This is a genomic window from Burkholderia sp. BCC1985 (assembly GCF_905339915.1).
In the GTDB taxonomy this organism is placed as follows: domain Bacteria; phylum Pseudomonadota; class Gammaproteobacteria; order Burkholderiales; family Burkholderiaceae; genus Burkholderia.
Map to the genome: position 1 here is coordinate 33,051 of NZ_CAJPGY010000054.1, position 11,345 is coordinate 44,395.

Consider the following 11,345-nt stretch of genomic DNA (forward strand, 5'->3'; position numbering starts at 1 on the left):
GAAAGAACCTGAGAGACCGCTAGATTGACGACGGGGAGAAGAAAGGGGCACCGACTACGGCGGAACCAGAGAACGGCAATGTTCGCCGGACCTGGTCAGTCCTCGTCGGCCAGCAATTTCTCAAGCGGTACGCCATGCTTTGCGAACGGCGAGCGAATCACGATATAGCTGAAGTACTTTTCGATGCCGAGGTTACGGTCGAGCAGTCGTTCTATCACGTCCTGATAGTGCCCGATGTCCTTGACCACGAACTTGAGCAGGTAGTCGTACCCGCCGCTGACCAGGTGACATTCGGTGATCTCGTCGAAATCGCGCAGATTCGCCTCGAAGCGGACGAAGTCTTCGCGGCGATGATCATGTAGCATGATTTCCGTGAACACGGACACCGTACTCGTCAACTTCGCGACGTTGATGTGCGCGCCGTACCCCGAAATCACGCCGGTGGCTTCGAGGCGCTTGACGCGCTGAAGGCATGGGCTCGCCGAAAGACCCACGGCAGCAGCAAGGTTGGCGTTCGTAATGTTGCCGTTCCTCTGCAGCTCCGCGAGGATTTTGATGTCGATCCGGTCGAGTTTGGGTCGGTTGCTCATATCGTTCTGCTCTCGAGTCGGCGTGCAAACGAGCTGTCCTGTCGGGTTTAGGAAAGCTCTTCGTGATGCGCCTTGACGAACTGTGCCATGCTGGTGAACTTGAAGTCGACAGTCGGTTCGGCGAGCGTGCGGGCTGTGGCGCCGAGTCCGCGTTGCTCGAAACGCCGATGAATCCAGCACGAGCGAATATCGAGCCGATTTGCCGGCTCGTGGTCGTGGTACATGCTGTCCGCGACATGCAGTACCTCATGTTTCTGCACGCCAAGCGTCGACAATACGTCAAGCATGTACTCGAAATTTCGGTTCGATGGCTTGTAGCTGCCGACGTCCTCTGCCGTGACGACGGCATCGAAAGGCACGTGCAGCTTGGCCTGACTGAAAGCGAAGTTGTCGTTATCGACGTTCGATATGACGACAAGCTTAAAGTACTTCTTCAGATACTGAAGCGTGCTTGCTGAGTCTGGAAAGGCAGACCAGTCGCGGACGGAGCGCCCGTATTCGACCGCCTCTTCATGGGTGTAGCTCACCCCCCACTCTTCTGCAAGTCTCTTGTACACCACCTCGAGCAGGCGGTTGTACGGCATGTCCGGTGTCGCGCGCTGCTGATACGACTCGTGGCGCGCGTGCGCTTCCAGTACCTCGTCACGAGTCAATGGCCGGCCCACCAATGAGACCAACGGCGCCAAACCTGCAACGATGCCCGACTCCCAGTCGATCAAGGTGCCGTAACAATCGAATGTCAGGGCCTTGAAATCCGTCAACCGCATGAACGACTCCTTAACGGAATATTCCGGTTCACGCGGACAATACCACGCCCGGAAATGCCTCCGCGCCGGAGTCGGCGCGGAGTTGGATCGCGCCGGCGCCATCGCCGGCAACGACGGGGTTGCTTACTTCTGCAGCAGCGCTTCCTGGTGCGCCTTCGCGAGTTCTGCCATGCTGTTGAAGCGGAAATTCACGGTCGGCTGCTCGCCCGGGTTCATCGTCGCGCCGAAGCCGGGTTGCGAGTGACGGCGATAGATCCAGCACGAAGCAAGCCCGAACGCGTTCGCCGGCTTGTGGTCGTGGAACAGGCTTTCCGCGGTGTGCAGGATCTTGTCCGCCTTGATGCCACGTGCCCCGAGCTTGTCGAGCATGTACTCGAAGTTCCGCGGCGACGGCTTGTACGAGCCAACGTCTTCGGCGGTGATGATCGCATCGAATTCCACCTGGAGCTTCGCATTGCTGTACGTGAAGCTCTCGTTGTCGATGTTCGACAGAATCACCAGCTTGTAGTACTTCTTCAGGTACTGGAGCGCGCCGGCCGTATCCTCGAACGCCGGCCAGTTCTGCACCGACTTACCGTACGCGACGCATTCCTCGTGCGTGAACGGCACTTGCCATTCTTCGGCCAGACGCTTGTACACGATCGGGAGCAGGTCCTGGTAGCGCTTCGCCGGCGTGTAGAGCTGCTGCGACGACTCGTGACGCGCATGCGCCTCGAGCACTTGGTCGCGCGTCAGTGCCGGTTTGACACGGTCCAGCAGGGGCCGCAGCCCCTCGAAGATGCCGGTTTCCCAGTCGATCAGCGTGCCGTAGCAGTCGAAAGTCAGTGTATCGAAGTCGGTCAGTTTCACGGTTACTCCTCCTTGTTGGTTGGTGAGTAAGACATAGTCTATTGAGCGTGCTCAGTAACCGTTACTTATGTTGCCCCCGGCTTCAGCAGCCTCTGCCGCGCAGGAGAACGCGATCAGCAGAATCTTCCGCGGCGCTCCGCTCGAATCGAGCACCGAAGACTCGACTGCGGTTCGGCAACCGCAATGATCCTGAGTCGACGACGAGAAGTTCCGAAAACCTGAGGATCGTCATGAAGGGAGGACATTCATCATGCCAATCGCGATTCGCGTCGGCGACTCGATACCCCAAACCGGCAAGATCTGAATACCGTTCGATACTGTCGTAGGAAAGGACGCGAAATCGGACGTGATTGGCACCGCGGAGAGACCGCGAGCACGATGACGAATCGTACGAGACTGACCTCGTTTCGCGACTTCTGGATGACTAGCCGCGCTTGCCTCGTCCTTCACTAGCAGCGTCACTTCGCTGGGCATGCAGCCGGTCGGCGACGCCGACAATCTGGTCCATGGCCCGCTGCAAGTGTTCACGCAGCAAGCGAGCGCCGCCGCGCACATCGCGTGCGCGACACATTTCCACCATTTCAATGTGTTCGCGTCGCGTGTTTTCACGGATCGGAACGTTGACGACCTGAAAGCGAAAGTAGCGCTCGTTCCGGTCATTCAGACGACGCAGCGTTTCAATGGCCAGCTCCAACCCTGACGGCGCGTATAGCGTTTCATGAAAGCGCCAGTTCAGTGCTCCCCATGTCGTTTCCGTCGCCGAGTCCATCTGATCCACTAGCCCAAGCGCTGCAGCGAGTGTCTGCTCGTCGGTAGCAGGTATCGCACGCGAAAAGATCCAGGGCTCCAGACGGAGACGGATCTCGAACGTCTCACGCACTTCCTCGACAGAAATACCGCAAACGTACGCCCCCTTATGCGGAATGATCGTGACGAGCCCCTCTCCTTGCAGCCGCGTGATGGCTTCGCGCACCGGGACGCGACTGACTCCGAGTTCGTCCGCGAGCGCCTCTTGGCGAAGTGCGTCACCCGGCGCCAATTCGCCGCGCAGGATCCGCCCGCGTATCGCTTCGAGTACCAAGTCAACAGTGGTCGACCGTACAAGCTTGCCCGATGCTTGGCGCGGCGGAAGATGCCCGGTTACGTCCGATGAATCCTGCATGAGACTTGTATAGGGTGGGATACGTGACGGCCACATCATGCCATAGACGCACCGCTTGACACAAAAAAATGAGTCCAGCATATTGGATACAATCTGCAGTATCCGATGTAAAGCGCAACCAACTGAGGAGATCCGCATGCGCTGGAATAAGACGATGACAGTGGTCAACTGTCATGCAGAGGGAGAAGTCGGCAACGTGGTGACGGGCGGCATATTCGATGTACCCGGCGCCACGATGTTCGAAAAGATGATGCATTTCGAGGAGCAACTCGACCATGTGCGCCGCATTTGTATCTTTGAACCGCGTGGCTCCGCCAATCAAAGCGTCAACATCATCCTGCCGGCCACCGACTCGCGAGCGCACATGGGTTATGTGATTGCAGAATCGACCGAATATCCGGCTATGTCGGGGTCGAACACGATGTGTGTAGCGACCGTCCTGCTTGAAACCGGCATCCTTCCGATGACTGAACCGGTCACCAACCTTGTGCTCGAAGCACCGGCTGGCCTAATCAATGTCCGCTGTGAGTGTGCGAATGGCAAGGTGACGAAGGTCGAATTCACCAATCAGCCGGCCTTTGCGAATCATCTCGACAAGATGATCGAAGTTGCTGGTGTCGGTACGCTGAAAGTCGACGTCGGTTACGGCGGCATGACCTACGTCATCGTCGACGCCGAAGCACTCGGCTTTCAAATCACACCCGATGAGGCTCGAGACCTGTGCGAACTCGGCCAGACCATCAAAGCCGCTGCCGCCGAACAACTTCCATCGCCCCACCCGCTCAATCCGCTCATCAAGGGCATCACGCAAACTGAGTTTGTTTTGCCGCTGAGACGCGAGAACGGCGTACTGAAGTCTCGCAACACAGTTATCGTCTCGCCTGGCCGCTGTGATCGGTCGCCATGCGGCACCGGCACGTCCGCGCGACTCTCGGTAATGCATGCAAAAGGCCAGATCGCAGTGGGAGAACCGTTCGTGCACGAATCCATCATCGGCTCGTTGTTCGAGAGCCGGATCGATTCGCTTACGACGTTGGGCGATGTGCCCGCAGTAGTGCCCGTGGTTTCAGGGCAAGCATGGATCAGTGCAATCTCACAGGTAGGGGTGGACCCAAGCGACCGATTCCAAACCGGCTTTACCCTGTCTGACACCTGGCTCGAAGCAGTCGACAACAAGCTGATCAAGTCTCGCAAGTAGCACTCGTCTCACTCCTCTGTCCAAGGTGAGCATCTTTCATCTTATTGATTCGTCATCCTTATTTTTAGACGTACTTTTCCTTCCAGAAATGGAAACCGAGATCACCGTGTCTCGGCTCAAGCCGCGGGTTTGGTGGCCGGTGTGAAAGGCGGTAGGCATGCCCGGGCGACATGCCGCAGTTTACTCACTCGCCCTATTGATCGATACGATGTAGGAGATAGCATGAAACTGAAACAAGTGGTGGCTGCGTGCGCTATCTGCGCTGCGTCGGCGTTCGTCTTTGCTGATACGACTGTCACAATCGGATTATCGGGCCCATTGACCGGCGGTCAAGCAGGCAGCGGCAAGGACAACGAAAACGGCGCGAAGCTTGCGATCATCGACGTCAATACGAAGGGCCTCGTCGTATCGGGTCAGAAGGTGACCCTGAAACTCGCGTCCGAAGATGATCAGGGCGACCCGAAAATCGGCGTGCAGATTGCCCAAAAACTCGCGGACAGTGCCGCCCTGGCAGTACTCGGACCGAACAACTCCGGCGTAGCGATTCCTGCCTCACGAATCTATCACCAGGCCGGCCTGGCCCTACTCCCCGTCGCATCGAATCCGGCGCTAACCACTCAAGGTTTCAACAACATATTCCGGATCGGCGCGAGCGACGCCCAGCTGGGTGGCTCGATGGCAGATTTCGCCTTTAAGGTGCTGAAGGCGAAGAAAGTAGCAGTGGTTGACGATCGCACTGCCTACGGTCAAGGCATCGCGGAAGAATTCCTCAATGAAGCGAAGAAACTCGGTCTCAATGTGGTGGGTCGCGAGTATACGAGCTCCAACGCGGTGGATTTCAAGGCGATCCTGTCTAATCTGAAGCAGAAAATGCCTGACGCAATCTTCTACGGTGGCTACTCCGCTCAAGCCGGACCGATGCTCAAACAGATGCGTGCCATCGCGATGACGTCGAAACTGTTGGGCGGGGACGGAATTTGTTCGGCAGAACTCGCCCAGCTCGCAGGCGATGCAGCAGCAGATGTGTACTGCGCGCAAGGCGGCTCGGCTCTCGACAAAACGGACATTGGCCGCGCATTTATCCAGCGCTACAAAGCCACGTATCACGTCGATATGCTGGTGTACGCTGCCAACTTCTACGATGGCACGATGATGTTGGCCAAAGCGATGCAAGCCACCGGAACAACAACCGATCGAACGAAGATTCGCGCGTATTTGGCCGGCATGAACTACGATGGTATCGCTGGTCATTACGCGTTCGATGCCAACGGAAACCTGAAGGGCGCACCGACCACCGTCTACACATTCCGCAACAGTCAGCTCACCGCCTACTGATTGCCGGACGTCGAATACGGAACGGACCTGCCTCGTATGGACGAGCAGGTCCGTTTCGACTGAAGTTGCACGGTCTGCGTCAGCTCAGACCATCACCAGTTGTTCGCAGACATCTATCCGTATCCGCTGAGATAGATCGGGTTACTGCTGGATCTGATTGAGCTTTCCGTCGACGATCTTGTAGAGCGTCACCGGTGCATTCACCCATTCGCCAGATGCGTCGAAGCGTACCGTTCCGACAAGCGTCGAGAACGTATCCTTCTTCAACAGCGGAACGAATTTCACGGGATCGGTCGAGTTGGCTCGCTTCATTGCGTCAGCGACGAGCATCGTCGCGGAATAGAACGCCGGCGAGTAGATGTCGGCTTTGCCACCAAACTCCTTGGTGTAACGAGCCGCAAATTCCGGGCCCTTTGCCAGTTGTTCAAGCGGCAGGCCACCTTGAGCGCAGTAGCCGCGCCCGTCGAGTGCGCCGCCGGCCAGCTTGGGCAGTTCGACCGAGCAGATCCCGTCGCCGCCAAGAATCGGGGCGTCGAGCGCAAGTTGTCGCGACTGGCGGCCGACAGTTGCAGCTTGTGCGTAGTACCCGCCATAGAAGACCGCGTCCGGCTTCGTTCCCTTGATCTTGTTCAGAATCGCAGTAAAGTCGACCGACTTATCGGTCGCGAACTCGCGAGTCGTAACAGTCATTCCCAGCTTCTTCGCCGTTGCCACGAAGACGTCAGCAACGCCCGATCCGTACGCCGTCCGGTCATCAATCACCGCAACCTTTTTGGCCTTGAGCTGATTGTGTGCGAACTCGGCCATTCGCGCACCCATCACGTTGTCGTTCGCGGCCAGGCGGAAAACGTACGGCAGGCCGGCTGCCGTGATGGCCGGATTCGACGCGGCGCCCGTGATGACCGGGATGTGTGCGTTGTTATAGATGCTATCGGCAGGAATCATCACGCCGGAGTTGTAGTGGCCGATGACGGCCTTGACGCCCGAATCGACAAGCTTCTGGGCAATCGACATCCCGGTCTTGGGATCCGCCTGGTCGTCTTCCGAGAGCAACTCGAACTTGACGGGTTGTCCGTTGATCTTGAGGTTCGACGCGTTGAGGTCGTCAATCGCGAGCCTCACACCGCGCTCGTTGTCCTTCCCGAACAGCGCCTGCGCACCCGTCAACGGACCCGCCACGCCGATCTTGACCACCTCTGCATGCGCTGCGACGGCACATGCGAGCGCCGACAGTGCAAATACGGTTTTGAGTTGCATTTTCATTAGCTACCTCACCTCATCAAGGGAAAGCTGGCTCTCGCGCCTCATTTCCTGATATGGCAGAGGTCGCATCGTCCAGCGGCTTCGAGCATAGGTAGCCAATTTCGACGAACCATCCTCTACAACGTATGAAAATCGGGGGACATTTCGATATCGCATGTAGCAACACGCGAGGAGGTGAAAATTGTCTGTTTTATCGAGAAATCAGACAGCTCCCCCGGTGGCGTCGACATCGCATGCCAACAGACCGCTTGCTTCAGATCCGGGAGTGGCGTAGATCTCGGAGCTAGCGCGGCGACCGTTGCGACGTCGCGCCGAATGCTTCAATTCGGTCCACGTGGGCTAATGTCTTTTGCCACAAGCTGCAATACGCTTCCGTCGTCATATATGCCGCATGAGCAGTCATCGTGACGTTTGGCTGTGAACGCAACCAATCGCCGGACGGTAGCGGTTCTTCGTCAAAAACATCGACGGATGCATAGCCAATCTGCCCACTGGCAAGCCCGTCCTGGAAGGCAAGGCGATCGAGAACCGCTGCCCGTGCCGTATTGACAAGAAGGAAGCCTCGCTTCGGCAATGACAGCAGTTCACGATCAAGGAATCCGCGAGTTTGCTCATTCAGCGTAACGTGGACAGTCACAACGTCAGCGCCCTGCAGCACTTGTCGGATGTCCGGGCAATAGAAGCTGACGTTGCGTGCGGTTCGATTCCAGCCCAATACATGCATGCCGATCGATTCGGCAAGCTGCGCAACAGCCGTCCCGATTCCACCAAGACCAATTACGGCAAGGCGCTTGCCCTGCAACTGCATGCCTGACAACGGCGCCCATCGACCGAGACGAATGTCGCGATCCATGTCGGTCACCCTTCGAGCGCCGGCGAACATCAACGCAATGGCGTGTTCCGCCACTGCGCGGTCGGCATATTCCGACACGGTTGAAACAGAAATCCCGGCCCGGTCGGCGAGTTCCAGATTGATGTAGCTTGCCGAGCCCGTCCCCATAAAGACGATCTCGCGCAGCGAAGTGTTGTTGACCAGCATCTCGTCCGGAATCGACGTGTGTTCGACCAGAACGACGGTCGCTCCCCTGCACCATTCGGACATCTCGCGGCTATCGCACGAGCCGTCCCGTATCTCCATGCCTTCCGGGACTCGCAAACCGTGCTCGTCGATCACCGCCCGCAGGTCCGCAGTACAGTCGATAAATACCTTCTTCATCGCAAAATTGCAGCCTCGCATGAGTTCGGCCAGGTACGCCGCATGACGATGCGTAATGCCATCACCCAGTTAGCTTCGCGCGGCTCGCGGACACCGCTGGCAGTACCCGTGCCGGCCGAAGAAAACCGCCCCGCGCATCGCGTGTGTCTTCGGCCGGGTCACGTCATCTGGAACTGACGGGCATCCGGACGGTTGCGGACGCGCCGTCCCTCTTTCGGCGTGCCTGATTCAGCCAGGATGCAGCAACGACAACAGTCGCCAACGCCCCGGTTGCCGCGACCTCCACTCTTTGCGCGTCGCGGAGCAGCATCGTGATCAGCAAGCCGCAGATGAACACGATGACGAGCCACGTCAACCATGGGAAGCACCACATCTTCAGTTGGATGCGCGTACCTCCCGCCTCCAATGTCTCCCGCATACGCAGTTGCGACACGGCAATCACGAGATAGACCAACAACGCAATCGCACCCGATGTTGCGAGGAGAAAGTTGAACACGTAGTCCGGCATCAGATAGTTCGCGATCACCGTGAGAAACCCGAATGCGGTGGACGCTAACACTGCGGCCCGCGGCGTACCCGCAGCGTCCGTCTTGCGCAGAAACACGGGGGCGTCGCCTCGCTTGGACAGTGAAAAGATCATCCGGGATGCCGTGTACAGCGCAGAGTTCAAGCAGCTCGCGACCGACACGAGTACAACGACGTCGATGATTGCCTTGGCATGCGGAATTCCGATCAACTCCATTGCGCGTTGATACGACCCGTGCGAAGGCAGCAGAGCATCGTTCCACGGCACGATCGACGTGACGATCAGAATAGAACCCAGATAAAACAGCGAGATCCGCCAGATCACCGAGTTGGTCGCGCGCACGATTTGATTCTGCGGGTCATCCGACTCGGCCGCTGCGATGGTGACGATCTCGGTTCCCATGAACGAGAACATCACCGTGAGCATCGCAGCAAACACCGCGCCGATCCCGTTCGGCATAAAGCCACCGTTGTTGAAGAGACGTGCTGCGCCGGATACGTTCGAATGCGGGAAGATTCCCATGATCGCCGCAGCGCCGATGCATAGAAATACGATAATCGCGACTACCTTGATCAGCGCAAACCAGAACTCGAACTCGCCGTAGTTCTTGACCGAAAACAGGTTGGTGGCGGTCAGTACTGTTGTGATGCCAAGCGCAAAGATCCACGTCGCAACAGAGGGAAACCACGCGTTCAGGATCGTTGCAGCGGCTGTCGCCTCGATTGGAATCACGAGCACCCAGAACCACCAGTACAGCCAGCCAATCGTAAAACCCGCCCAATGGCCGATGGCCCGGTCGGCGTACGTGGAAAACGATCCACTGTCCGGATGAGCAGTGGCCATTTCGCCCAGCATTCTCATCACGAGGACAATGAGTGCGCCAGTAATGGCGTAGGCAATGACTGCCGCCGGTCCTGCCGACGCGATTGCGTGGCCCGAGCCAACGAACAACCCCGCGCCGATCACGCCAGCAATCGACATCATGGTGACGTGACGCTGCTTGAGGCCGTTACTCAGCCCTGACTCTGTTCGTACTTCCATGTCTCCTCCAATAGCAACCTGCTCTGATCCTGCATCTTCAATCGCAGCTGATCTCGCAGGGTATGCGGCGTCAGTGCACACCTCGGCACGTTCGAAACCAAATTTGGCCTGACTTCTATAAGCGGAGAGACGCTAAAGCGGAGCCAAACGAACTGCGTGCCTCGAGATCAGCGAGGGAGTCCATCTTAGGAATGACAGAAATTGGCCGATACCTACACAAAATAGGAATGGTTCGCCGTATCGTCCTGTCAAAGATTTACATCAAGATGCGCAAAAATCCGGTACCTCAGACCACCGACTACACGGATGAGCACCTGCGCATACAGCAGCCATCGATACAGCGCGATATCGATCGAACAGTCGGTCAGCAGAAAATTTTGCAACTCGGGTAAATGTAACCGTGCAGATGTCGCTTATCGCATCGATTTCAGAATCGACTTCTGCACGGCCTCGATACACTTGAGCGCGTGTCCTGCAGCAGGTCAAGTGTCAAGCGTCGGAAATTTTCGAACGTCGCGTCGTGGTAGCTATATGCCTGCTCGACATCTCATGTTTGACCGCATGATTTTTTGGTCGGGCATCCGTTACGACGTTGAGATCGCGCGCTCTGCTAGTAACTCGAATCGCGGCTATCGCTGCCGACATCGGCCTCACCTGGACAAACCACACTCTTTCTGTAGATATCGGGAATGAAGCAATCTCGAACATCAACCTACACCTGCCCGATCAGCGCTCAGCGCATTCGGGTTCGGCATGAAAGCGGCTCGTTATGGATGCAAGCCGACGATGTGGTGCGGCTCTTTGGCAAGAAACGCACTCAGTTCGACAGTGCCCTCCGAAATCTCCAGCTACGCCGCGAAGTTGATGAAACCGTCGACTTTTTGCGGTCGAGCGGCAAGTTTGCGGAGGCGACGTTCTTCCTGAGCCATCGCGCGATCATTTCCCTCGGCTACAGTCTGAATTTCGGCCGCGTATCAGCATTTCGAATTTGGTGCTCCACTCAGTTGCATTTCGATCGCCATGCTGGCGACCTTGACGCTCAAGGCGGCCACGACAGTAGCGCAGCCTTCAACGAACGGCCCTCTTCGTTCGCGAATACACAGCAGCAGTTCGTGCGTGCGTAACTCCTCCTGCCACGACGGCCGCTATGCCCGATGCCCGACCTCCACGGATAGGCAATCGCCCCTTTATCGGATGCTCCAGTTCATCAAGAATGTCAGGCAGCGCATAGATGCGTGCCTTCTGGGGAAATTACGCCCGACGTTGACCGCTGGCGAGTCTATTTCGAGGGCAGTAGAGTAGCCAGAGACGAGATGCGATCGTATTCTGTGGCGTGTGATCGAGGTAACACGATGACGACGAAACCCACCTCTTCCCGACTGATTGCCTCGCCACGCC

The 11,345-nt window shown here is 57.5% G+C and carries 10 protein-coding genes; 3 read left to right on the forward strand and 7 right to left on the reverse strand.

Annotated features, from left to right (window positions below):
• Positions 1–95 precede the first annotated feature (95 nt).
• The 4 genes from U4Z31_RS32840 to U4Z31_RS32855 form a co-directional block, all read right to left on the reverse strand.
• Entirely contained in the window at positions 96–590 is a 495-nt protein-coding gene (locus U4Z31_RS32840; protein ID WP_301760572.1) for an Lrp/AsnC family transcriptional regulator, read from the reverse strand.
• 47 nt (positions 591–637) lie between these two features.
• Positions 638–1,357 (reverse strand): haloacid dehalogenase type II, encoded by a 720-nt coding sequence (locus tag U4Z31_RS32845; RefSeq protein ID WP_321812552.1) that lies wholly within the window; start codon positions 1,355–1,357, stop codon positions 638–640.
• A gap of 123 nt (positions 1,358–1,480) precedes the next feature.
• Entirely contained in the window at positions 1,481–2,206 is a 726-nt protein-coding gene (locus U4Z31_RS32850) for a haloacid dehalogenase type II (protein ID WP_321812553.1), read from the reverse strand.
• Positions 2,207–2,630: 424 nt separating this feature from the next.
• On the reverse strand, positions 2,631–3,368 hold the full coding sequence (locus U4Z31_RS32855) for a GntR family transcriptional regulator (protein WP_321812554.1): 738 nt from the start codon (positions 3,366–3,368) through the stop codon (positions 2,631–2,633).
• A 136-nt stretch (positions 3,369–3,504) separates the two neighbouring features.
• Here U4Z31_RS32855 and U4Z31_RS32860 point away from each other — a divergent pair, with 136 nt between their 5' ends.
• The gene (locus U4Z31_RS32860) at positions 3,505–4,566 is read left to right on the forward strand and encodes a proline racemase family protein (RefSeq protein ID WP_321812555.1); all 1,062 of its coding nucleotides are present in this window, start codon (positions 3,505–3,507) and stop codon (positions 4,564–4,566) included.
• Between the two features lie 222 nt (positions 4,567–4,788).
• The gene (locus U4Z31_RS32865; RefSeq protein WP_321812556.1) at positions 4,789–5,901 is read left to right on the forward strand and encodes a branched-chain amino acid ABC transporter substrate-binding protein; all 1,113 of its coding nucleotides are present in this window, start codon (positions 4,789–4,791) and stop codon (positions 5,899–5,901) included.
• Between the two features lie 141 nt (positions 5,902–6,042).
• On the opposite strand, the gene U4Z31_RS32870 is transcribed toward U4Z31_RS32865, so the two are convergent.
• From U4Z31_RS32870 to gabP, 3 genes are all read right to left on the reverse strand, one after another.
• Complete coding sequence (locus U4Z31_RS32870; RefSeq protein ID WP_321812557.1) at positions 6,043–7,164, reverse strand: branched-chain amino acid ABC transporter substrate-binding protein; 1,122 nt, start codon at positions 7,162–7,164, stop codon at positions 6,043–6,045.
• 283 nt (positions 7,165–7,447) lie between these two features.
• Entirely contained in the window at positions 7,448–8,380 is a 933-nt protein-coding gene (locus tag U4Z31_RS32875; protein WP_321812558.1) for an NAD(P)-dependent oxidoreductase, read from the reverse strand.
• A gap of 163 nt (positions 8,381–8,543) precedes the next feature.
• A complete protein-coding gene (gene gabP, locus U4Z31_RS32880; protein ID WP_321812559.1) occupies positions 8,544–9,947 on the reverse strand; it encodes a GABA permease in 1,404 nt (467 codons plus the stop codon).
• Between the two features lie 689 nt (positions 9,948–10,636).
• Between gabP and U4Z31_RS32885 the strand changes: the two genes are divergently transcribed.
• Positions 10,637–11,071, forward strand: coding sequence for a hypothetical protein (locus tag U4Z31_RS32885; RefSeq protein WP_321812560.1), 435 nt, complete (start codon positions 10,637–10,639; stop codon positions 11,069–11,071).
• The last annotated feature ends 274 nt before the right edge of the window (positions 11,072–11,345 follow it).

Coding starts and splice junctions, on each gene's coding strand:
- U4Z31_RS32845 (WP_321812552.1), bottom strand. CDS start 1,357: ATGCGGTTGACGGATTTCAAGGCCCTGACATTCGATTGTTACGGCACC.
- U4Z31_RS32875 (WP_321812558.1), bottom strand. CDS start 8,380: ATGAAGAAGGTATTTATCGACTGTACTGCGGACCTGCGGGCGGTGATC.
- U4Z31_RS32885 (WP_321812560.1), top strand. CDS start 10,637: ATGAAGCAATCTCGAACATCAACCTACACCTGCCCGATCAGCGCTCAG.
- U4Z31_RS32870 (WP_321812557.1), bottom strand. CDS start 7,164: ATGAAAATGCAACTCAAAACCGTATTTGCACTGTCGGCGCTCGCATGT.
- U4Z31_RS32855 (WP_321812554.1), bottom strand. CDS start 3,368: ATGCAGGATTCATCGGACGTAACCGGGCATCTTCCGCCGCGCCAAGCA.
- U4Z31_RS32860 (WP_321812555.1), top strand. CDS start 3,505: ATGCGCTGGAATAAGACGATGACAGTGGTCAACTGTCATGCAGAGGGA.
- gabP (WP_321812559.1), bottom strand. CDS start 9,947: ATGGAAGTACGAACAGAGTCAGGGCTGAGTAACGGCCTCAAGCAGCGT.
- U4Z31_RS32865 (WP_321812556.1), top strand. CDS start 4,789: ATGAAACTGAAACAAGTGGTGGCTGCGTGCGCTATCTGCGCTGCGTCG.
- U4Z31_RS32840 (WP_301760572.1), bottom strand. CDS start 590: ATGAGCAACCGACCCAAACTCGACCGGATCGACATCAAAATCCTCGCG.